General features: G+C 72.9%; 22 protein-coding genes. 8 read left to right on the top strand and 14 right to left on the bottom strand.

What is annotated here, in order from left to right; genetic code table 11:
- Nucleotides 1-120 precede the first annotated feature (120 nt).
- The 3 genes from rocD to ACFOSY_RS22370 form a co-directional block, all read right to left on the bottom strand.
- Entirely contained in the window at nucleotides 121-1347 is a 1227-nt protein-coding gene (rocD, locus tag ACFOSY_RS22380) for an ornithine--oxo-acid transaminase (RefSeq protein WP_394309642.1), read from the bottom strand.
- Nucleotides 1344-2156, bottom strand: coding sequence for a dimethylargininase (gene ddaH / locus ACFOSY_RS22375; protein WP_394309640.1), 813 nt, complete (start codon nucleotides 2154-2156; stop codon nucleotides 1344-1346). Before ddaH ends, rocD begins: the two co-directional genes overlap by 4 nt.
- Nucleotides 2157-2279: 123 nt before the next feature.
- Nucleotides 2280-2783 carry an Lrp/AsnC family transcriptional regulator gene (locus ACFOSY_RS22370; RefSeq protein WP_394309637.1) on the bottom strand — a complete coding sequence of 168 codons (504 nt, stop codon included), beginning with the start codon at nucleotides 2781-2783 and terminating at the stop codon, nucleotides 2280-2282.
- Nucleotides 2784-2917: 134 nt separating this feature from the next.
- Between ACFOSY_RS22370 and ACFOSY_RS22365 the strand changes: the two genes are divergently transcribed.
- The 4 genes from ACFOSY_RS22365 to ACFOSY_RS22350 are packed head-to-tail and all read left to right on the top strand — an operon-like array spanning nucleotide 2918 to nucleotide 7001.
- Nucleotides 2918-3688 carry a LytR/AlgR family response regulator transcription factor gene (locus tag ACFOSY_RS22365; protein WP_394309635.1) on the top strand — a complete coding sequence of 257 codons (771 nt, stop codon included), beginning with the start codon at nucleotides 2918-2920 and terminating at the stop codon, nucleotides 3686-3688.
- Between the two features lie 17 nt (nucleotides 3689-3705).
- Complete coding sequence (locus tag ACFOSY_RS22360) at nucleotides 3706-4065, top strand: hypothetical protein (RefSeq protein ID WP_006135207.1); 360 nt, start codon at nucleotides 3706-3708, stop codon at nucleotides 4063-4065.
- A gap of 21 nt (nucleotides 4066-4086) precedes the next feature.
- Nucleotides 4087-5799, top strand: a complete 1713-nt coding sequence (locus ACFOSY_RS22355) for a sodium/solute symporter (RefSeq protein ID WP_394309633.1) — start codon at nucleotides 4087-4089, stop codon at nucleotides 5797-5799.
- Nucleotides 5796-7001 carry a sensor histidine kinase gene (locus ACFOSY_RS22350; protein ID WP_006135205.1) on the top strand — a complete coding sequence of 402 codons (1206 nt, stop codon included), beginning with the start codon at nucleotides 5796-5798 and terminating at the stop codon, nucleotides 6999-7001. The genes ACFOSY_RS22355 and ACFOSY_RS22350 overlap by 4 nt, the downstream gene beginning before the upstream one ends.
- A 24-nt stretch (nucleotides 7002-7025) precedes the next feature.
- On the opposite strand, the gene ACFOSY_RS22345 is transcribed toward ACFOSY_RS22350, so the two are convergent.
- The 5 genes from ACFOSY_RS22345 to ACFOSY_RS22325 form a co-directional block, all read right to left on the bottom strand.
- Nucleotides 7026-7202 (bottom strand): hypothetical protein, encoded by a 177-nt coding sequence (locus ACFOSY_RS22345; protein WP_394309631.1) that lies wholly within the window; start codon nucleotides 7200-7202, stop codon nucleotides 7026-7028.
- Between the two features lie 109 nt (nucleotides 7203-7311).
- The gene (locus ACFOSY_RS22340) at nucleotides 7312-8265 is read right to left on the bottom strand and encodes a cytochrome c oxidase assembly protein (RefSeq protein WP_394309629.1); all 954 of its coding nucleotides are present in this window, start codon (nucleotides 8263-8265) and stop codon (nucleotides 7312-7314) included.
- A 128-nt stretch (nucleotides 8266-8393) separates the two neighbouring features.
- On the bottom strand, nucleotides 8394-9419 hold the full coding sequence (locus ACFOSY_RS22335) for a 6-phosphofructokinase (RefSeq protein ID WP_006135202.1): 1026 nt from the start codon (nucleotides 9417-9419) through the stop codon (nucleotides 8394-8396).
- Between the two features lie 201 nt (nucleotides 9420-9620).
- On the bottom strand, nucleotides 9621-10349 hold the full coding sequence (locus ACFOSY_RS22330; RefSeq protein WP_006135201.1) for a type 1 glutamine amidotransferase: 729 nt from the start codon (nucleotides 10347-10349) through the stop codon (nucleotides 9621-9623).
- Between the two features lie 24 nt (nucleotides 10350-10373).
- Nucleotides 10374-11612 carry a Mur ligase family protein gene (locus ACFOSY_RS22325; protein ID WP_006135200.1) on the bottom strand — a complete coding sequence of 413 codons (1239 nt, stop codon included), beginning with the start codon at nucleotides 11610-11612 and terminating at the stop codon, nucleotides 10374-10376.
- Nucleotides 11613-11758: 146 nt separating this feature from the next.
- Between ACFOSY_RS22325 and def the strand changes: the two genes are divergently transcribed.
- Nucleotides 11759-12304 carry a peptide deformylase gene (gene def, locus ACFOSY_RS22320; protein WP_394309625.1) on the top strand — a complete coding sequence of 182 codons (546 nt, stop codon included), beginning with the start codon at nucleotides 11759-11761 and terminating at the stop codon, nucleotides 12302-12304.
- A gap of 19 nt (nucleotides 12305-12323) precedes the next feature.
- Here def and ACFOSY_RS22315 read toward each other — a convergent pair whose 3' ends face one another.
- Nucleotides 12324-12965 carry a TetR family transcriptional regulator gene (locus ACFOSY_RS22315; protein ID WP_394309623.1) on the bottom strand — a complete coding sequence of 214 codons (642 nt, stop codon included), beginning with the start codon at nucleotides 12963-12965 and terminating at the stop codon, nucleotides 12324-12326.
- A gap of 170 nt (nucleotides 12966-13135) precedes the next feature.
- On the opposite strand from ACFOSY_RS22315, the gene ACFOSY_RS22310 reads away from it, so the two are divergent.
- Together ACFOSY_RS22310 and ACFOSY_RS22305 are read left to right on the top strand one after the other, a co-directional pair.
- Nucleotides 13136-14362 (top strand): acyl-CoA dehydrogenase family protein, encoded by a 1227-nt coding sequence (locus ACFOSY_RS22310; RefSeq protein ID WP_394309621.1) that lies wholly within the window; start codon nucleotides 13136-13138, stop codon nucleotides 14360-14362.
- Nucleotides 14363-14452: 90 nt separating this feature from the next.
- Nucleotides 14453-15115 carry a transcriptional regulator gene (locus tag ACFOSY_RS22305; protein ID WP_394309619.1) on the top strand — a complete coding sequence of 221 codons (663 nt, stop codon included), beginning with the start codon at nucleotides 14453-14455 and terminating at the stop codon, nucleotides 15113-15115.
- Nucleotides 15116-15119: 4 nt separating this feature from the next.
- On the opposite strand, the gene ACFOSY_RS22300 is transcribed toward ACFOSY_RS22305, so the two are convergent.
- The 5 genes from ACFOSY_RS22300 to ACFOSY_RS22280 all read right to left on the bottom strand — a co-directional run bounded on the left by ACFOSY_RS22300 (nucleotide 15120) and on the right by ACFOSY_RS22280 (nucleotide 20042).
- Nucleotides 15120-15356 (bottom strand): DUF6213 family protein, encoded by a 237-nt coding sequence (locus ACFOSY_RS22300; RefSeq protein ID WP_006135192.1) that lies wholly within the window; start codon nucleotides 15354-15356, stop codon nucleotides 15120-15122.
- A gap of 25 nt (nucleotides 15357-15381) precedes the next feature.
- Entirely contained in the window at nucleotides 15382-16767 is a 1386-nt protein-coding gene (locus ACFOSY_RS22295) for an NADP-dependent succinic semialdehyde dehydrogenase (protein ID WP_394309617.1), read from the bottom strand.
- A 76-nt stretch (nucleotides 16768-16843) separates the two neighbouring features.
- Entirely contained in the window at nucleotides 16844-17308 is a 465-nt protein-coding gene (locus tag ACFOSY_RS22290) for an NUDIX domain-containing protein (RefSeq protein ID WP_394309615.1), read from the bottom strand.
- Nucleotides 17305-18843 carry an ATP-dependent DNA ligase gene (locus ACFOSY_RS22285; protein ID WP_394309614.1) on the bottom strand — a complete coding sequence of 513 codons (1539 nt, stop codon included), beginning with the start codon at nucleotides 18841-18843 and terminating at the stop codon, nucleotides 17305-17307. The genes ACFOSY_RS22290 and ACFOSY_RS22285 overlap by 4 nt, the downstream gene beginning before the upstream one ends.
- A gap of 239 nt (nucleotides 18844-19082) precedes the next feature.
- On the bottom strand, nucleotides 19083-20042 hold the full coding sequence (locus ACFOSY_RS22280) for an NAD(P)/FAD-dependent oxidoreductase (RefSeq protein WP_394309612.1): 960 nt from the start codon (nucleotides 20040-20042) through the stop codon (nucleotides 19083-19085).
- A gap of 78 nt (nucleotides 20043-20120) precedes the next feature.
- Here ACFOSY_RS22280 and ACFOSY_RS22275 point away from each other — a divergent pair, with 78 nt between their 5' ends.
- Nucleotides 20121-20693: a helix-turn-helix domain-containing protein gene (locus ACFOSY_RS22275; RefSeq protein WP_031016430.1), complete on the top strand. Its 573-nt coding sequence runs from the start codon at nucleotides 20121-20123 to the stop codon at nucleotides 20691-20693.
- The last annotated feature ends 33 nt before the right edge of the window (nucleotides 20694-20726 follow it).

Below are 20726 nucleotides of genomic sequence, written 5' to 3'. Positions count from 1 at the left end.
ATCTTCACCCCGGGGACCGGCCGGGGGCTCCCCGGAGGTGGGCCACCGGTGCACCACGACCGGCCCCTCACACGCCGCCGCCCCCGCCGGGGAGGAACGGCGGGGGCGGCGGGCACGCGGTCAGACCTGGCGGCTGAGCACCTTCTCCAGCGTGCGCAGCGCCTCCCGCAGCTCGTCCGCGGTGACGGTCAGCGGCGGGGCCAGCCGGACGGTCGAGCCGTGCGTGTCCTTGACCAGGATGCCCTCGCGCATCAGGCGCTCGCTGACCTCCCGGCCGGTGCCGAGGGCCGGGTCGACGTCCACGCCCGCCCACAGGCCCCGGCTGCGGAAGGCGGTGACGCCCTTGCCGACCAGCGCCTGAAGGCCCTCCCGCAGCACCACGCCCAGCTCGGCCGCGCGCCGCTGGAACTCGCCCGTCTCCAGCAGCTCCACCACGGCCGTGCCCACGGCCGCCGCCAGCGGGTTCCCGCCGAAGGTCGACCCGTGTTCCCCCGGACGGAGGACCTGGAGCACCTCACGCCGGGCCACCACCGCCGACACCGGGACGATGCCGCCGCCCAGCGCCTTGCCCAGCAGCACCACGTCCGGCACGACCGACTCGTGCTCCACGGCCAGCGTGCGGCCGGTGCGCCCGAGCCCCGACTGGATCTCGTCGGCGACGAACAGGCACCCGGCGCGCCGGGTCAGCTCCCGCACCCCGGCCAGATAGCCGTCGTCCGGGATCACCACGCCCGCCTCGCCCTGGATCGGCTCGATCAGCACCGCCGCCGTCGTCTCGTCGACGGCCGCCTCCATCGCCGCGAGGTCGTTGTACGGCACCACCCGGAACCCCGGGGTGAAGGGGCCGAACCCGGCGCGGGCCGTCCCGTCCGTGGAGAAGCTGACGATCGTCGTGGTCCGGCCGTGGAAGTTGTCCGCCGCCACCACGATGGTCGCCCGGTCGGCGGGGACGCCCTTCACGTCGTAGGCCCACTTGCGGGCCACCTTGATGCCGCTCTCCACCGCCTCGGCGCCGGTGTTCATCGGCAGCACCATGTCCAGGCCGGTCAGCGCGGCCAGCCGCTCCGCGAACCCCGCGAGCCGGTCGTTGTGGAAGGCGCGCGAGGTCAGCGTGAGCCGGTCCAGCTGGCGGTGCGCCGCCTCGATCAGCGCCGGGTGCCGGTGGCCGAAGTTCAGCGCCGAGTAGCCGGCCAGCATGTCCAGGTAGCGGCGGCCCTCGACGTCCTCCACCCAGGCGCCCTCCGCGCGGGCGACGACCACGGGCAGCGGGTGGTAGTTGTGCGCGAGGACCGGCTCCTCCGCCGCGATCAGCTCGGCGGACGCACGCGTACGGGGGGCAGAGGTCATGAGCGGATCTCCTGAGTGCAGCACTTGATGCCTCCGCCGGCCTTGTGGAACTCGGACAGGTCGACGGGGACGGGGACGTAACCGCGGTCGGCGAGCAGGTCGGCGAGGTGCGTCGCTCCCGGGGAGACGAACACGTGCCGGCCGTCCGAGACGGAGTTCAGGCCGAACGCCAGGGCGTCCTCCCGGGTGGCGGTCACCGCGTCCGGGTACAGCCGCTCCAGCACCTCACGGCTGCCCGGCGAGAACGCCTCCGGGTAGTACGCGACGTTCTCCTCGTCCAGCACGAACAGCGCCGTGTCCAGGTGGTAGAAGTACGGGTCCACCAGGGTCAGGCCGATCACCGGCACCCCGAAGAACTCCTGAGCCTCCCGGTGCGCCTCGGGCGTGGTGCGGAAGCCGGTCCCGGCGAGGATCCAGCGCCCGGCGGGCACCAGGTCGCCCTCGCCCTCGCACACCGACTCCGGATGCTGGACGTCGAACCCGTGCGCCTTGAACCAGGCCGCGTACGGCACCGACTCCGGACGCCGCTCCGGCGCGTGGAACCGGGAGCCGAACACACGGCCGTCCACGACGACCGCAGCGTTCGCGGCGAACACCATGTCGGGCAGACCGGGCAGCGGTTCCACGGTCTCCACGGTATGGCCGTGGCGGCGGTAGGCGTCGACCAGCGACAGCCACTGCCGCCGCGCGAGTGAGACGTCGACGGGACGGTCCGGACGCATCCAGGGATTGATCGCGTACCGCACGGCGAAGAATCTGGGTTCGCAGACGAGAAAACGCCGTGGGCGCGCCACACGTGATTCGGGCACGAAGGGGTTCCTCCGCTTCACACGGTGTCGACAGGGGGTGACTCCACGGTAGGAACCCGGCCGCACGGCCGACAAGCGACGGATCGTGCGCGTTCACGCAGGATCGCTGCGTCTTTCCGGCCTTCAGCGCACGTCCGGTGCGCCGTCCGGGGCGGGCTGTGTCACTCCCGCCTCAGGACTGTCGGGCAGCAGGTGCGACAGCACCATCACGCTGATCGTCTTCCGGATGAACGGCTCCTGGCGGATCCGCTCCAGCACCTCCTCGAAGTGCTCCACGTCCCGCGCCCGCACGTGCAGCAGGGCGTCCGCGCCCCCGGTCACCGTCATCGCCGCCGCGATCTCCGGATGGTTGCGCACCACTTCCGCCAGCCGCCGCGGCGGCGCCGCCCCCTCGCAGTACACCTCCACGTACGCCTCGGTGCGCCAGCCCAGCGCGGACGGCCGCACCGTCGCGGTGAACCCGGTGATCACCCCGGTCTCCCGCAGCCGGTCCACCCGGCGCTTGACCGCCGTCGCCGACAGCCCGACCGAGGCGCCGATCTCCGCGAAGGACGTCCTGGCGTTCGCCATCAGGGCGGTGACGATCTTCCGGTCGAGCTCGTCGAACGCTGTGGGCCTGCTGTTCATGCGGGCACTGTATCCACGGCCGCCCCACGGTCACCCCGGGGTGCGCCCACGGGGGAGGACCGGCGCGGACCGGCGCGGAACGCCCTTGTCCGGCACATGGTCCCGGCCCGGAGATCCCCCTACACTCCCCATTCATGCTGCGCGCCCTCGCCGTCGACGACGAACGCCCCTCCCTGGAGGAACTGCTGTACCTGCTGCACGCCGACCCGCGCATCGGGAGCGCGGAGGGCGCCGGCGACGCCACCGAGGCCCTGCGCCGCATCAACCGCGCCCTGGAGTCGGGACCCGACGGGCCGGACGCCATCGACGTCGTCTTCCTCGACATCCAGATGCCCGGCCTCGACGGACTCGACCTCGCCCGGCTGCTCACCGGCTTCGCCCGGCCGCCGCTCGTCGTGTTCGTCACCGCCCACGAGGACTTCGCCGTGCAGGCCTTCGACCTCAAGGCCGTCGACTACGTGCTCAAACCCGTCCGCAAGGAGCGCCTTGCCGAGGCCGTGCGGCGGGCCGCCGCCCAGCGCGACGCCGCCCCCCGCGACACCGGCCCCCGCATCCCCGTGCACGAGCCCGACCCCGACCACATAGCCGTCGAACTGGGCGGCGTCACCCGTTTCGTCGCCGTCGACGACATCACGCACGTCGAGGCCCAGGGCGACTACGCCCGCCTGCACACCGACCGCGGCAGCCACCTGGTGCGCATCCCGCTGTCCACGCTGGAGGAGCGCTGGCGCTCCCGCGGCTTCGTCCGCATCCACCGCCGCCATCTGGTCGCCCTGCGCCACATCGGCGAGCTGCGGCTCGACGCGGGCACCGTCAGCGTCCTGATCGGCTCCGAGGAACTCCAGGTCAGCAGGCGCCACGCCCGCGAGCTGCGGGATCTGCTGATGCGCCGGACCACCGGCTAGGCGGGGGAGAGCCGCACATGCCCCAGGACCCCACCGACCGCCGCGTCGTCGTCACCGGACCGCCCCGCCGCGCCCGACGCTCCTCCGGCTACTACCGCCCGCGCACCGAGATCGACGAGCAGACCACCCTCGGCCACACCTACGTCCGCTCCCTGATGCGCATCCAGCTGCGCACCGGACTCACCGTGTTCGCCGTTCTCGCCCTGCTCATCGGCCCGCTGCCGCTGGTCTTCGCCGCAGCCCCGGACGCCCGCCGGCTGGAGTGGGCGGTCCTCGGCTTCGGGCTCTACCCCCCGCTGGTCCTGCTCGCCCGCTGGTACGTCCGTCGCGCCGAACGCAACGAACGCGACTTCGTGCGGCTCGTCGAGGACCGCTGAGACCAGGGGACCGGCACCACCGTGAACACCGCCTACGCCGTCACCGCCGTCGCGCTCGTCGCCGTCGCGACCGTCCTCGTCGGCGCCTTCGGCCTGCGCATATCCCGCACCACCTCCGACTTCTACGTCGCCTCCCGCACCGTCGGCCCCCGCCTCAACGCGGCCGCCGTCAGCGGCGAGTACCTCTCCGCCGCCTCCTTCCTCGGCATCGCCGGACTCGTCCTCGTCCAGGGCCCCGACATGCTCTGGTACCCGGTCGGCTACACCGCCGGCTACCTGGTGCTGCTGCTGTTCGTCGCCGCGCCCCTGCGCCGCTCCGGCGCCTACACGCTGCCCGACTTCGCCGAGGCCCGGCTCTCCTCGCACGCCGTACGGCGGCTCGCCGGCGCCCTCGTCGTCGGCGTGGGCTGGCTCTACCTGCTGCCCCAGCTCCAGGGCGCCGGACTCACCCTCACCGTGCTCACCGGCGCGCCCGACTGGCTCGGCGCGGTGATCGTCGCCGTCGTCGTCACGGTGATCGTGGCCGCCGGCGGCATGCGCAGCATCACCTTCGTCCAGGCCTTCCAGTACTGGCTGAAGCTGACCGCCCTGCTGGTGCCCGCGCTGTTCCTGGTGCTCGCCTGGCAGAGCGACGGCGCCCCCAGCCACGCCTTCGACGAGCCCGCCGAGTTCCGCGAGCAGCGCGTGGTCCGCGTCGACGACACCGTCGACCTGCGCCTGGCCGCCCCGCTCACCGTCACCGTGGACGGCACCGTCGACGGCCGGGAACACACCGGGACCGAGGTCGGCCTGTCCGCCGGAACGCACCGCATCGACGGCGGCACCCGCCTCACCTTCGCCCAGGGCGCCGAGGTGCCCGCCGCCGCGCACGGCGCCGACGACGCCCTGTCGCCCTCCCGCGCCGAGAGCCGCGCGGAACGCCCCCTGTACGCCACGTACGGGCTGATCCTCGCCACCTTCTTCGGCACCATGGGCCTGCCGCACGTCGTGGTGCGCTTCTACACCAGCCCGCACGGCGTCGCCGCGCGCCGCACCACCGTCGCCGTCCTCGGCCTGATCGGCGCCTTCTACCTGCTGCCCCCCGTCTACGGCGCCCTCGGCCGGCTCTACGCCCCCGACCTCACCCTCACCGGGGACGCGGACGCCGCCGTCCTGCTGCTGCCCGGACGCATGATCGGCGGCACCGGCGGCGACCTGCTGGGCGCGCTGGTCGCCGGGGGAGCGTTCGCCGCGTTCCTGTCCACCGCCTCCGGACTCACCATGGCCGTGGCCGGGGTGCTCACCCAGGACGTGCTGCCCTCCCGGGGCGTGCGCCACTTCCGGCTCGGCACCGTGCTCGCGATGGCCGTCCCGATGGCCGCGAGCCTCCTGGTCGGCGGGCTGCCGGTGGCCGACGCCGTGGGCCTCGCCTTCGCCGTGTCCGCCTCGTCGTTCTGCCCGCTGCTGGTCCTCGGCATCTGGTGGCGGAGGCTCACCCCGCCGGGCGCGGCCGCCGGGATGCTGATCGGCGGCGGCTCCGCGTTCCTCGCCGTGGCCGCCACCATGGCCGGCTACCCCGGCGCCGGGCCGTGGCACGCGCTGCTCGCCTGGCCCGCCCTCTGGTCGGTGCCGCTCGGCTTCCTCACCATGGTGCTGGTCTCGCTCGCCACGCCCGGCCGGGTGCCGCCCGGCACGGCCGGCGTCCTGGCCCGCTTCCACCTGCCGGAAGAGCTGCGTACGGAGGTGTCCGCATGAGCGGTTTCCTCGCCGGTCTGCTCGTCGCCGTGCTGCCCCTCCTGGCCGCCGGCTTCTGGCTGGGGCGGCGCACGGCACGGCCCGCCAGCCTCGCCGGACTCGGCACCCCCGTCGAGCACGCCACCTTCGAGACCCTGCACACCGCCTCGCTGGCCACACCGCCGCTGCGGGCCGGCCTCACCGAGGAGACCGCCCGCAAGTCCGCCCGCAAACTGCGCTCCCTGCTCGGCACCGACGCCCTCTGCCTCACCGACCGCGAGCAGGTCCTCGTCTGGGACGGCGTCGGCGCCCACCACCGCACCGAGATCATGGAGCGCCTCACCGGCCCCCTGGACACCGGCCGCGGCGAGGCGTTCCCGCTGACCTGCGACACCCCCGACTGCACCGTCCGCTGGGCGGTGGTCGCCCCGCTCACCGTCGACGACCGGGTGCACGGCGCGCTCGTCGCCTGCGCGCCCCGCGAGTCCGCGGTGCTGGTCAGGGCCGCCGGGGAGGTCGCCCGCTGGGTCTCCGTCCAGCTGGAGCTCGCCGACCTGGACCAGTCCCGCACCCGGCTGATCGAGGCCGAGATCCGCGCCCTGCGGGCACAGATCTCCCCGCACTTCATCTTCAACTCGCTCGCGGTGATCGCGTCCTTCGTGCGCACCGACCCCGAGCGCGCCCGCGAGCTGCTGCTGGAGTTCGCCGACTTCACCCGCTACTCGTTCCGCCGGCACGGCGACTTCACCACCCTCGCCGACGAGCTGCACGCCATCGACCACTATCTGGCGCTGGTGCGGGCGCGCTTCGGCGACCGGCTCTCCGTCACCCTCCAGATCGCCCCCGAGGTGCTGCCGGTCGCGCTGCCCTTCCTGTGCCTCCAGCCGCTGGTGGAGAACGCCGTCAAGCACGGCCTGGAGGGCAAGGCCGACAAGTGCCACATCCAGATCACCGCGCAGGACGCGGGCGCCGAGGCGCTCGTGGTCATCGAGGACGACGGGGCCGGCATGGACCCCGACCTGCTGCGCCGCATCCTCGCCCGCGAGGTCAGCCCCACCGGCGGCATCGGCCTGTCCAACGTCGACGACCGGCTCCGCCAGGTCTACGGCGACGACCACGGACTGGTCATCGAGACGGCCGCCGGCGCGGGCATGAAGATCACCGTCCGGCTGCCCAAGTACCAGCCGGGCGTCCATCTGGCCGGGCGGCTCACCCCGCGGTGAGCCGCCCCTCCGGGTGCGTGCCGGTCAGCTGCTGCTGGTGGCCACCATCCCCAGGGTGAGCAGGCCCAGGACGACCCAGATGAACCACAGCCAGCCGTTGCTGCCGAGCGCCACCGTGTACGCCGTGACGGCGACCAGGCCGCCGACGGTGAGCACACCCATGGTCTTCGTCGAGGTGGAACCGTTCGTGGTACCGGGCATCGCGACACCCTCCTCCAGGTCCGTTCCCTCCATGGTGCCCCGGTTCCGGGAAAGCAGAGCGGTGCGGGACGGTACCCGGGGTGACGCCGGAATGATCCGGACGAAGGCCCTAGCTGCCGCGCGCGTTCAGGGACGCCAGGTAGGCGTTGTACGCCTCCAGCTCCTTGTCGCCGTCCCGGTCGGCCGCGCGGTCCTTGCGGCGGGCCTGCCGCTGGTCCGAGGCGTACCACTGGAACAGCAGCGCGATCAGCACCAGCACCGACGGGACCTCGCTGAACGCCCAGGCGATGCCGCCCGCCGCGTTCTGGTCGGACAGGGCGTCGACGCCCAGCGACGCGGGCGGGTCCTGGAAGGTGGTGACCATGGGGGTCGAGGCCATCATCAGCGCGATCCCGAAGAACGCGTGGAACGGCATGCCCGCGAACAGCTCCAGCATCCGCATCAGGTGCCCCGGCCGGTGCGGGCCCGGGTCCACGCCCATGATCGGCCAGAAGAACACCAGGCCCACGGCGAGGAAGTGCACCATCATCGCCGCGTGCCCGACCGCCGACCCCATCAGGAAGTCGAACAGCGGGGTGAAGTACAGGGCGTACAGGCTCGCGATGAACATCGGGATGGTGAACAGCGGATGCGTGACGACCCGCATGTAGCGGCTGTGCAGCAGCATCAGCAGCAGCTCGCGCGGTCCCTTGCTGCCGCGCACGGCCGCCGGGGGCAGCGCCCGCAGCGCCAGGGTGACCGGCGCGCCGAGCAGCAGCAGGATCGGCGACACCATGCTGATGATCATGTGCTGCACCATGTGCACGCTGAACATCACCATGCCGTAGTCGTTCAGCGCGGTGCACATCACCAGCCCGATGCTCAGCACGCCGGTGACGAACGCGACCGTCCGTCCCACCGGCCACGCGTCACCGCGCCGGGCCAGCCGGACCACGCCCCAGCCGTACAGCGCGAGCGCCAGCAGGCAGGCGACGAGGAAGAAGGGGTCCGCCGACCAGGCGAGCCCTCGGCCCAGCGTGAACGGCGGCAGATCCATGGTCATGCCGTGCCCGCTGTGATCCATCCGCCGGCTCCATTTTCGTCCAGGTTGTACGCAATCGGTCCGCACCAGACTAGAACCGCCCCCGGCGACGTCCGTCACCGGGGGCGGTCCGTGAAGCCCGTCTCATGCCCTGGGCGGCGGTGGAACGGTCAGAGCACGCACTCCGCCTCGGCGTACCGCTCCTCGGGCACCGTCTTCAGCGTCTCGACGGCCTCCGCCAGCGACACCATCACGATGTCGGTGCCGCGCAGCGCCGTCATCTGCCCGAAGTCGCCGCGGTGCACGGCCTCCACCGCGTGCCAGCCGAACCGGGTGGCCAGCACCCGGTCGTACGCGGTGGGCGTGCCGCCGCGCTGGACGTGGCCGAGGATGACCGGCCGGGCCTCCTTGCCGAGCCGCTCCTCCAGTTCCAGGGAGAGCTGACGGGCGATGCCGGCGAAGCGCTCGTGGCCGTAGACGTCCTTGCCGCCCTCGTCGAAGTCCATGGTCCCGGGCTTCGGCTTGGCGCCCTCCGCGGCGACGACGATGGCGAACCGCTTCCCGGCCGAGAACCGCTCGCCGACCTTCGCGGTCAGCTCGTCGATGTCGAAGGGCCGCTCGGGCACCACGATGGCGTGCGCGCCGGCCGCCATGCCGGAGTGCAGCGCGATCCAGCCGGTGTGCCGGCCCATGACCTCCACGATCAGCACCCGCTGATGCGACTCGGCGGTGGTCTTCAGCCGGTCCAGCGCCTCGGTGGCCACGCCGACGGCCGTGTCGAACCCGAAGGTGACGTCGGTGACGGCGATGTCGTTGTCGATGGTCTTCGGCACGCCGACTATCGGCAGACCGCTGTCGGACAGCAGCCGGGCCGCCTTGAGGGTGCCCTCACCGCCGATGGGGATGATCGCGTCGAGACCCAGCTCCTCGACATGGCCCCGGGCCCGCTCCACACCGTCCCGCAGATGCTCGGGACGCACCCGGGAGGAGCCGAGGACGGTGCCGCCGCGGGCGAGGATGCCGCTCACCGCGTCGAGGTCGAGCTTGAGGTAGTCGCACTCCAGGAGGCCCTTCCACCCGTCGCGGAAGCCGATGACCTCGTCGCCGTGGTCGACGACGGCACGGTGCACGACGGACCGGATGACGGCGTTCAGGCCGGGGCAGTCGCCGCCGGACGTGAGGACACCAATGCGCATAGCCCGAAACAACCTTCTCGATGTGGGCCGGGACCGGACCGCGCTGTCCGGCTCGATCCCCGCCACCCTAGCCGCTCCCGGGGGCGGTGCCGCATCCCGCGTCCGCCTGCTGGACGAGACCGCTCACCTGTGCGGAGGAGGCGTCAGACGGGCCCTGCCGGGCCCCTCCGACGCCTCCTCGGCAATGCCTGTTCCGGCGCTCTACGCGGGCTGCTGGGCGGCGGCGATGCGTTCGTTGCGCAGGGCCTCGTACCAGCGGTCGTCGGTCGGCGGCAGCGCGTTGACGTCGAGCGCCAGCTTCAGCAGCAGGTCCGCGATCTGCGGGTTGCGGGCCAGCACCGGACCGTGCATGTACGTGCCGAACACGGTGTCGTTGAACGCGCCCTCGGTGCCGTCCCCGGTGCCGTTGCCGTTGCCGAAGCGCACCTGCGCGAACGGGCGCGCCGTGGGGCCCAGGTGGGTGATGCCCTGGTGGTTCTCGAACCCGGTCAGCGGGGGCAGGCCGAGCTGCGGGTTGATGTCCGCGAGGACGTCGCCCACGCAGCGGGCGCCCTCGCCGCGCACCGACACCACGTCGAGCAGGCCGAGACCGGGCTCGCGCTGGCCGAGGTCGTTGATGAACTCGTGGCCGAGGATCTGGTAGCCGGCGCAGACCGAGAAGACGATCGCGCCGTTCTCCACGGCCCGGTGCAGCCCGCCGTCACGGCGCAGCCGCTCGGCGGCCAGCCGCTGCGGGCGGTCCTCGCCGCCGCCGATCAGGTAGATGTCGCCGGAGGTCGGGATCGGCTGGTCGCTGCGCACGTCGAGCCGCGCCACGTCCAGGCCGCGCTGCCGCGCCCGGCGCTCGACGACGAGGACGTTGCCCTGGTCGCCGTAGGTGCTGAGCAGGTCCGGGTAGATCCAGACGACCCGCAGCTGGTTGTCGCTCACTTCAAGTCCCCTGAGGTGTCGTGGTCAGTTGCCGACGCGGCGGCGCAGGTCCTGGAACGCGGTGTAGTTGGCGATGACCTCGATCCGGCCCGGCGGCGACATCTGCACCGCCTGGTCGAGGTTCTCGCACACCTGGAACTGCTGGTTGGCGACCTCGAGGCGCACCGCCAGGTCCAGCTTCCGGTCGCCGATGACGCAGATCGGGTGGCCGGTCAGCCGGGTGTAGTCGACGTCCCACAGCCAGGAGGTGTCGGTGCCGTCGGCGGAGCGCGCGTTCACCGACAGGATCACCGGGGTGGGCGGCGGGTCGATCAGCGAGAACGTCTCCAGCCAGCCCGCGGGGTTCTTCGCGAGCAGCAGCCGCAGGTCACGGCCCTCGAACTGGACCACGTCGTAGCGGCCGGCCACGGCCTGCACCTGGTACATGCGCTCCAGGGCCACCTGCGGCGGCACGCCGAAGACGGCGGCGACGGCGGCGGAGGACGCGGCGTTGGCCTTGTTGGCGCGGCCGGGCAGCTGGAGGTGGATCGGCCACGCGGAGCCGTGCGGGTCGAGCACGTGGTCGCCGGAGAGCGCCCAGCTCGGGGTGGGGCGGCGGAAGCCGCACTCGCCGCAGAACCAGTCGTCGCCGGGGCGCTGCATCACACCGCCGCAGGACGGGCAGGACCAGGCGTCGTCCTTCCACATCTGGCCGGCGGCCACCCAGATCACGTTGGGGGAGGAGGACGCGGCCCACACCACCAGCGGGTCGTCGGCGTTGGCCACGACGACGGCCTTGGAGCCGGCCAGGCCCTCGCGCCACGCCTCCGCGAGCATGCGGGTCTCCGCGGCGCGGTCGAGCTGGTCGCGGGAGAGGTTGAGCAGCGCGATGCACTTCGGCTCGGTGGCCTGGGCGACGCCGACGAGGTACTTCTCGTCGACCTCGATGACGCCGTACCGGGCGTCCGCTCCGGCCGCGAGGGCCGAGGTGATGCCGGCCGGCATGTTGGCGCCGAGCGCGTTCGAGACGACCGGGCCGGCCGCCTTGAGCGCCTCGGCGATGAGCCGGGTGGTGGTGGTCTTGCCGTTGGTCGCCGAGACGAGCGTCACGTCCAGGTGCTGGGCGAGCCGGGCGAGAAGATCGGGGTCGAGCTTCAGGGCCACCCGGCCGCCGATCACCGAACCGCTGCCGCGCCCTGCGGCGCGGGATGCCGCTGCGACCGCCTTGCCGGCGGTCACGGCCAGCTTGGCCCGCGGCGTGAGCGGGTCCGAGTTGCCTGCCATCAGTTCTCGATCCTCCTTGCGTACGCGCCGCGTCTGTGCCTGACGGCCACGTGGTGTGGGCTCAGCCTATCGAGATCCACTCACCCTCCAGTACCGCGGCTCCGCCGTGGACGGGGCGGGGATGCAAGGACCGTACCCTTGCCGCCATGCGACACGGCTCCCTCCCCGGCGTCCACGGACGCGTCCGGCCCCTCACCCTGCTCGGCGACCCCGTCCTGCACACGCCGTGCGGGGAGGTCACCGACTTCGGTCCGGAACTGGAGGATCTGGTGGAGGACTTGTTCGCGACGATGTACGCGGCGCAGGGCGTGGGCCTGGCCGCGAACCAGATCGGGGTGCCGCTGCGGGTGTTCGTCTTCGACTGCCCGGACGACGAGGACGTACGGCACCTCGGGCACGTGGTGAACCCGCGGCCGGTGGTGACGGACGGGGTGGTGGTGCGCGGCCCCGAGGGCTGTCTGTCGCTGCCGGGCCTGGAGGCGGGGACGGAGCGGTACGACCACGCGGTGGTCGAGGGCGTCACGGTGACCGGGGAGCCGGTCACCGTGCACGGCACGGGCTTCTTCGCCCGCTGCCTCCAGCACGAGAGCGACCACCTGGAGGGCACGGTCTACGCCGACCGTCTGGCCGGCCGCCGTCACCGCAAGCTCATGCGCCAGGTCGCGCGCGCCTCCTGGCACCGCCCCGCCTGAGCCGGGTCCCGGCCCGGGGTCAGAAGCCCGGGCCTCCCACCTTGTCGCCGGCCGCGGCCAGCCGGCCCCACAGCAGGTCGGCCAGGCCGCGGACCAGCTCGGCGCGGGAACAGGGGCGCTCGCCCAGCCACCAGTCGCCGGCGGCGTGCATCATGCCGACGATGCCGTGGCCCCACACCCGGGCCAGCTGCTGGCTGCCGGGGCCGAGGTCGAGACGCTCCTCGATCACCTGGGCCAGCTCCTCGCCCATCCGGCGCAGCAGCGGCGCCGAGTGCTTGCCCACGTCGAAGCCCTGGTCGCCCGGCGAGCCCTCCGCCGGATGCATCAGGAAGCGGTAGACCTGGGGCCGCGCCTCGATCGCCGCCAGGTAGGTGTCCAGCGTGGCCTCGACCCGCTCCCGCCGCTCCGCGGGGGCGTCCAGCGCGGCCCGCAGCGAGTCCAGCAGGGCGTCGGTGTGGCGTTTGGCGAGGGCGGCGTAGAGTCCTCCCTTGTCGCCGAAGTGCCGGTAGAGGATGGGCTTGGTGATGCCGGCCTCCGCGGCGATGGCGTTCATCGAGGCCCCGGGACCGTCGCGCAGCACCACTCGGTCGGCGGCCTCCAGCAGCTCGCGCCGGCGTCGGTCGGCGGATTGCTGCTGCTCGGTCCGCTGTGTGGTGTCCATGAGCTCTCCCCACCCGTGCTGGTTCGGTGACGCCTGCGCAAACTAACACTGATCACGGCGCCGACATCGAACGGGATGCCGACCTGCCTGGGGAGTTGACTTTTCCTACTTGCCGGTAACAGACTGTGGTTACCGCAAGTAACATGCACGTGCGCCGCGCTGGAGGGGTCATGGCCGAGTTCACCATGGAGCTCAACGACGAACAGAAGGAGGTGCGGGACTGGCTGCACGGCTTCGCCGCCGACGTCATCCGCCCCGCCGCCGCCGAATGGGACGAGCGTGAGGAGACTCCCTGGCCGGTCATCCAGGAGGCGGCCAAGGTCGGCATCTACTCCCTGGACTTCTACGCCCAGCAGTACTTCGACGCGACCGGCCTCGGCATCCCCATGGCCATGGAGGAGCTGTTCTGGGGCGACGCGGGCATCGCGCTGTCGATCGTCGGCACCGGCCTCGCCGCCGTCGGCGTCCTCGCCAACGGCACCGAGGAGCAGATCGGCACCTGGATCCCCCAGATGTACGGCGACGTGAACGACGTGAAGGTCGCCGCCTTCTGCTCCTCCGAGCCCGACGCCGGCTCCGACGTGGCCTCGATGCGCACCCGCGCGGTCTACGACGAGGCCAAGGACGAGTGGGTCCTCAACGGCACCAAGACCTGGGCGACCAACGGCGGCATCGCCAACGTCCACGTCGTGGTCGCGGTCGTCGACCCCGAGCTCGGCTCCAAGGGCCACGCCTCCTTCATCGTCCCGCCGAACACCCCGGGCCTGTCCCAGGGCCAGAAGTTCCAGAAGCACGGCATCCGTGCCTCGCACACCGCCGAGGTCGTCCTCGACGACGTGCGCGTCCCCGGCTCCTGCCTCCTCGGCGGCAAGGAGAAGCTGGACGAGCGCCTCGCCCGCGCCCGCGAGCGGGCGAGGACCGGCGGCGAGCGCGTGAAGAACGCCGCGATGGCCACCTTCGAGGCGTCCCGCCCCGCCGTCGGCGCCATGGCCGTGGGCACCGCCCGCGCCGCCTACGAGGTCGCGCTCGACTACGCCAAGACCCGGGAGCAGTTCGGCCGCCCGATCATCGACAACCAGGGCGTCGCCTTCCAGCTCGCCGACATGCGCACCCAGATCGACGCCGCCCGCCTGCTGGTGTGGCGCGCCTCCTGGATGGCGGTCAACGGCAAGCCGTTCACCGCGGCCGAGGGCTCGATGTCCAAGCTGTTCGCCAGTGAGACCGCCAAGAAGGTCACCGGCCAGGCCATCCAGATCCTCGGCGGCAACGGCTACACCCGTGAGTACCCGGTGGAGCGCATGCACCGCGACGCCGCGATCTACACGATCTTCGAGGGCACCAGCGAGATCCAGCGCCTGGTCATCGCCCGCACCCTCTCGGGCATGCCCATCCGCTGAACCGCCCGTGCGGGGGCGGTCCGGTCCGCCGGGTTGCCCCCGCACGGCCGCCGGGCCAACCTCGGGGTGACCGACGCCTCGGAGGACGCGATGACACGTACGGCCCGTGACCTGCTGAAGACGATCACCGCGGAGCTCGCCCCCGACCCGCGCTCCAACCCCCTGGTCCCACTGATTGCCGCCGGCCGGGCGGACCGGGAGGTCCTCGCCGCACTGGCCCTCGAGCAGATGCGGGTGATCCCCGCCGACCGCCGCGCCTTCCTCCACCTGGCCGTGCGGTCCTCGGCCGAACCGGAGGCCGACGCCTACTTCACCGCCCTGGCCGACGGCGAGGCGATCGCCCAGCGGAAGCTGCCCGCCTTCGCCGCGGCCTGCGGCGTCGACGAGACCCGCGCCGCCGCGTACACCCCGCTCCCCGGCTGCCAGGCCTACCCCGCCTACGTCGCCTGGCTGGCCCTCAACGCCGCCCCCGCCGACGCCGTCCTGGCCGTCAGCGCCAACTTCTCGGCCTGGGGCGGCTACTGCGCCACCATCGCCGGGGCCCTGCGCGCCCACTACGGCTTCGACGACGAGGCCTGCGCCTTCTTCGACTTCTTCGCCGAACCGGCCCCGGACCTGGACCGCACCGCCGAGCGTGCCGTGCAGGCGGCGCTGGACGCCGGCCGCCTGGACGAAAGCCGCGCCCGCGACCACGGACACCTGCTCCAGAGCTACGAAGCGCTGTTCTGGCGGACCCTGGAGCGGCCGGCCTGACCTCCTACGGCGTGGTGCCGCTGCTGTGGGCGATGCACGCCACGTCGATACGGTCGGCGAGCTTCGCGAGTTCGATCGTCAGCGCGGCGACCGTGTCCTCGTCGAGCCCGCCCTCGCCGGCCTCGACGAGCCGGACCCACCGGCCGCCCACCGTGCGCAGCAGCTTGCTGACGTCGGCGGCCGCCACCTGAAGGGTGCCGCGGTCGTCGACGATCAGAGGCAGTGTCACTTCGCGGTTCACAGTCGGGATCGTAGCCGTGCGGGCGTCACGCGCCGTGCCAAACCGTGGTGATGTTGCAGAACTCGCGGATTCCGTGCCCGGACAGCTCACGCCCGTAGCCCGACCGCTTCACCCCGCCGAACGGGAACGCCGGATGGGACGCCGTCATGCCGTTGACGTACACGCCGCCCGCCTCGAGATCCCGTACGAACCGGTCGATCTCGGCCTCGTCGCGCGTCCACACGTTCGAACTCAGCCCGAACGGCGTGTCGTTGGCGATGAGCACCGCTTCGTCCAGATCGTCCACGCGGTACAGCGTGGCGACCGGGCCGAAGGCCTCCTCGCGGTGGATGCGCATCTCCCGGTCGATCCCGGCCAGCACGGTCGGCGGGTAGAACCAGCCCGGCCCGTCGGGGCGTTCGCCACCGCACAGCACCGTGGCGCCGGCCCGCACCGCGTCGTCGACCAGCTCCTCCAGGTCCTTGCGGCCCTGTTCGCTGGAGAGCGGGCCGACGTCGGTGTCCTCGTCCATCGGGTCGCCGACCCTCAGCGCCTTCATGCCGGCGACGAAACGCTCGGTGAAGGCGTCGTAGACGTCCGTGTGCACGATGAACCGCTTGGCGGCGATGCAGGACTGGCCCGCGTTCTGCGCCCGGGCGGTCACCGCGACCTCGGCGGCGCGGTCCAGGTCGGCGGAGGGCATCACCACGAACGGGTCGCTGCCGCCCAGCTCCAGCACCGTCTTCTTGATCATCTCGCCGCACGTCGAGGCGACCGCCCGCCCGGCCGGCTCGCTGCCGGTGAGGGTGGCCGCCTTGATCCGCTCGTCGTGCAGCAGGTCGTCGACGGCGGCGGAACCGATCAGCAGGGTCTGGAAACAGCCCTCGGTGAAGCCCGCGCGGTGGAACAGGTCCTCCAGGTACAGGGCGGTCTGCGGCACGTTCGACGCGTGCTTGAGCAGCCCGACGTTGCCCGCCATCAGGGCGGGCGCGGCGAACCGGATCACCTGCCACAACGGGAAGTTCCACGGCATCACCGCGAGCACCGGGCCCAGCGGCCGGTAGCGCACCAGGACCCGGGAGGCGCCGGAGTCCTTCACGTCGGACGCGTCGGGCTCCTCGTCGGCGAGCAGCTCGGCCGCGTGGTCGGCGTACCAGTGCATCGCCTTGGCGCACTTCGCGGCCTCGGCGCGGGCCTGCGTGATCGGCTTGCCCATCTCGGTGGTGATCACCTTGCCGACGGCGTCCTGGTCCTCGTCGAGGATCTCGGCGGCGTGGTGCAGCAGACGGGACCGCTCCTCGAAGGTGGTCGTCCGGTACGTGCGGAACGTGGCCTCCGCGAGCTGGAGCCGGCGTTCCAGCTCGTCCTCGTCCATGGGGTGGTACGTCTTGACGGTCTCGCCGTTCACCGGATTCACCGTGGCGATGTGCATCACTGGCCTCCATGGGACGGGCTGCGCTCTGACGACCTTCCCGCGCGCCGATGGGCCGCGCAACGCGGGAGGGCCCCTAGAGCGAGTGCTCCGCCAGGCGGTCCAGAAACGCGGTCTGTGCCGACACGATCAGCTCACGCGCCCGGTCGAGCGGGAACCAGGCGACCCGGTCCAGCTCCGGGAACTCCGCCGTCCGCCCCGACCTGGGCGGCCACTCCATGGTGAACGTGCCGGGCACGACCGACGCCGGGTCCAGATCGGCCTCCACCGCCCACGCGGTGACCACCTTGCCGCCCGACTGGCGTACCTCCCCGAGCGGCACCGCCTCCCCGTCCGGCGGGGGCAGCCCCAGTTCCTCCTCGAACTCGCGGCGCGCCGCGTCCCAGGCGGGCTCGGCGGGGTCGTACTCGCCCTTCACCACGGTCCACGCCCCGGCGTCCCGGCGCGCGAAGAACGGGCCGCCCATGTGGCCGAGCAGCACCTCGACGTCCTTCCCGGTGCGCCGGAACAGCAGCAGGCCGGCGCTGCGGGCCGTCGTCACGGCCGCACCTCGGGGTGGGCGGCGAGCAGGGTCTCGACCGTGTCCGCCTCCTCCGGGCGCTTGTCCTCGCGGTAGCGGATCACCCGGGCGAAGCGCAGGGTGACGCCGGCCGGGTAGCGGCTGGAGCGCTGGAGGCCGTCGTAGGCGATCTCCACGACGAGTTCGGGGCGCACGGTCACCGTGGAGCCGCTCTCGTCGACCGCGATCTCCCGCAGCCGCTTCGTCTGCCACTCCAGCAGCGCGTCGGTCAGGCCCTTGAAGGTCTTGCCGAGCATCGCGAAGCCGCCGTCGGCGGTGCGCGCGCCCAGATGCAGGTTGGACAGCTTCCCGGTGCGCCGGCCGTGGCCCCACTCGGCGGCCAGCACCACCAGGTCCAGCGTGTGCACCGGCTTGACCTTCAGCCAGGACGCGCCGCGCCGCCCCGCGCTGTACGGGGCATCGAGGCCCTTCACCACGACGCCCTCGTGGCCGCGCTCCAGGGTCTCCGCGAGGAACCGTTCCGCCGCGTCCACGTCGTCGGGGCCGTCCACCACGGTGCGCCGCACCCGCATCGGTTCCGGCACCAGCCGGGCCAGCTCGGCGTGGCGCTCGGTGAACGGCAGGTCCAGCAGGTCCCGGCCGTCCACCGACAGCGCGTCGAAGAACACGGGGGAGACCGGCGTCTCCCGGGCGGCCGTCGCCACATCCACCCGGGACCCGACCCGTCCGGCCGTCTCCTGGAAGGACCGCGGGCGCCCGGCGTTGTCGAAGGAGATGACCTCCCCGTCCAGGATGAACCGCTCCCCGGCCAGCTCCCGTGCCGCCGCGGTCACCTCGGGCAGCCGGTTCGTGATGTCGTCGAGGGTACGGGTGTGCACCCGCACGGTGTCGCCGTCGCGGTGCACCTGGACCCGGATGCCGTCGAGCTTCTCCTCGACCGCGCAGGCGCCCAGCTTCCCGACCGCCTCCGCGACCGAGGAGGCGCTGTGCGCCAGCATCGGCTGCACCGGACGCCCGACGGTGAGCCGGAACCGCTCCAGCGCCTCGGGCCCGTCCGCCAGCAGCGCCCCGGCGACCGGCTGGAGGGACCCCGCGAGCATCACCGCCCGCCGAACGTCCGCCGGCGCCGCGCCGGTCGCCTGGGCCAGCCCCTCCACCGCCACCGCGTCCAGGGCCCCCTGGCGCACCTCGCCGGTCAGCAGCCCCGTCAGGAACCGCTGCTCGGCCTCGGTGGACGCGCCCAGCAGCTCGCCGACCAGCAGGGCACGCTCGGCCTGCGAGCCCGGCCCCGACACCTTCGCGAGCCGGGTCAGCAGCGCGTCCACCTCGCGCACCGTCAGGGACGGCTCGGCGGCGGGCGGGACCGGGCGGCTCAGCACCTTCCAGCCGACCCCGATCCGCCCCTGCGGCAGCCGGCCCGCCAGATACGGGATGACGACCGGGACGTCGTCCGGCCCCGCCTCCCGGAACAGCTCGGCGAGCAGCGCGGTCTTCCGCGACCGCGCCGAGGTGGCGGCCACCTCCTGCGACACCTGGGCCAGCCGGGACAGCAACATGCAGTCATGGTGCTACGGGGGTGTGCGTTTCACACCTCCGGAACCGGCCGGTGCCTTCGGGCCGGGTGCTGCTTGCGGGGCGGGTGGTGCCTCGGCACCGGGCTCCCCCCGGACCGGGTGCTGCCCTCCGGACCGGGTGCTGCCCTCCGGGCTGGGTGCTTCCCCCCCCCAGGCCGGGTGCTCCCCCCCCGGGGGCCGGGCGGTGCTTCCGGAACCGGCACTGACTTCGGACCGGACGGTCAGGCGTCGAGCGCCGCGTCCAGGTCCGCCATCCGCAGGTCGCCGACGATCGCCGCCGCCGCGCGGTAGCCGCCGCTCGCCGCGTGCACCACCTGCTCGGCGAACCCGATCGCGTTGCCGGCCGCCCACACGCCCGGCACGCTGGTCAGCCCGGTCGGGTCGATCACCGGGTACGTCCCGAACGGCGTCTCGTTCATCTCCGCGCCCAGCCGCTCCAGCAGCCCGGTCTGCGGCACCGGACGCGGGGCGACGAACAGCACCGACCGCGGGTGCACGGCGCCGTCGGCCATGCGCACCCCGGTGAGCCGGTCGTCCTCGACCACCAGACCGGCGACCTCGCCCGGCACCACGTCCACCCCGGCCGCCGCCAGCCGGCGCAGGTCCAGGTCGGACAGCTCCTCCTCGGCGACCCGGTGCAGGAAGAACGTGACGTCCTTCGACCAGCGGGACACCATCAGCGCCTGGTGCACGCCCGCCGCGCTCGACGCCAGCACCCCGAAGGGCTCGTCGCGCACCTCCCAGCCGTGGCAGAACGGGCAGTGCAGCACGTCCCGCCCGAACCGATCCGCGACCCCGGGGACGTCCGGCATCTCGTCCTTCAGCCCGGTCGCCACGATCACCCGCCGGGCGCGCACCTTGCCGCCCTGTTCCAGCGCCACCGTGAAGTCCTCATCGAAGGCCTCGCCCCGGGCCACGTCCACCACCCGGTCCCGGACCAGCTCCACGCCGTAGGCCGCGATCTCCTCCCGGCCCAGCGCCAGGAACTCGGCCGGCGGCATCCCGTCCCGGCTCAGATAGCCCTGCATGTGCGCCGCGGGCGCGTTGCGCGGCTCGCCCGCGTCGACCACCAGCGTGCGGTGCCGGGCCCGCCCCAGCACCAGCGCGGCGGACAGCCCCGCCGCTCCTCCGCCCACCACGACCACGTCGTAGCGGCTGTCCGTACGGTCCTGCTCGGTCATCGTGACCACCTCCACGGCCGACGGTCGCTCCGGACCCCGCGGATTGACAAACAAGTTTGCCGAACCTGCAATAGCCGCATGGTGACGGACGACGTTCTCGCGGAAGTGGGCCCCCGGCTGCGCCGGATCCGGAAGGACCGGGAGGTGACGCTCGCGGCGCTGGCGGAGGCGACCGGCATCTCCGTGTCCACCCTGTCCCGGCTGGAGTCCGGGCAGCGCAAACCCGGCCTCGATCTGCTGCTGCCCATCGCGCAGGCCCACCAGGTGTCGCTGGACGAGCTGGTCGGCGCGCCCCCGGTGGGCGATCCGCGGGTGCGCGCCCGGCCGATCGAGCGCGGCGGGCGCACCCACTGGCCCCTCACCCGGCAGCCCGGCGGGCTCCAGGCGTACAAGGTGCTCGAACCGAAACGGAAGCTGGAGCCCGACCCGCGCACCCACGAGGGCTACGAGTGGCTGTACATCCTCTCCGGGAAGCTGCGGCTGGTGCTGGGCGATCACGACGTGGTGCTGACGGCGGGGGAGGCGGCCGAGTTCGACACGCGCGTGCCGCACTGGTTCGGGTCGACGGGGGAGGGGCCGGTGGAGTTCCTCAGCCTCTTCGGGCCGCAGGGCGAGCGGATGCACGTGCGGGCGCGGCCGAAGAAGGGGTGAGGAGCGGTCCGGGGGCGGCGGGACGGTTCCCAT

The organism is Streptomyces lusitanus (assembly GCF_042647945.1).
GTDB classification, from domain to species: Bacteria; Actinomycetota; Actinomycetes; order Streptomycetales; family Streptomycetaceae; genus Streptomyces; species Streptomyces pseudogriseolus.
This window is presented reverse-complemented; position numbering and strand designations above follow the sequence as displayed.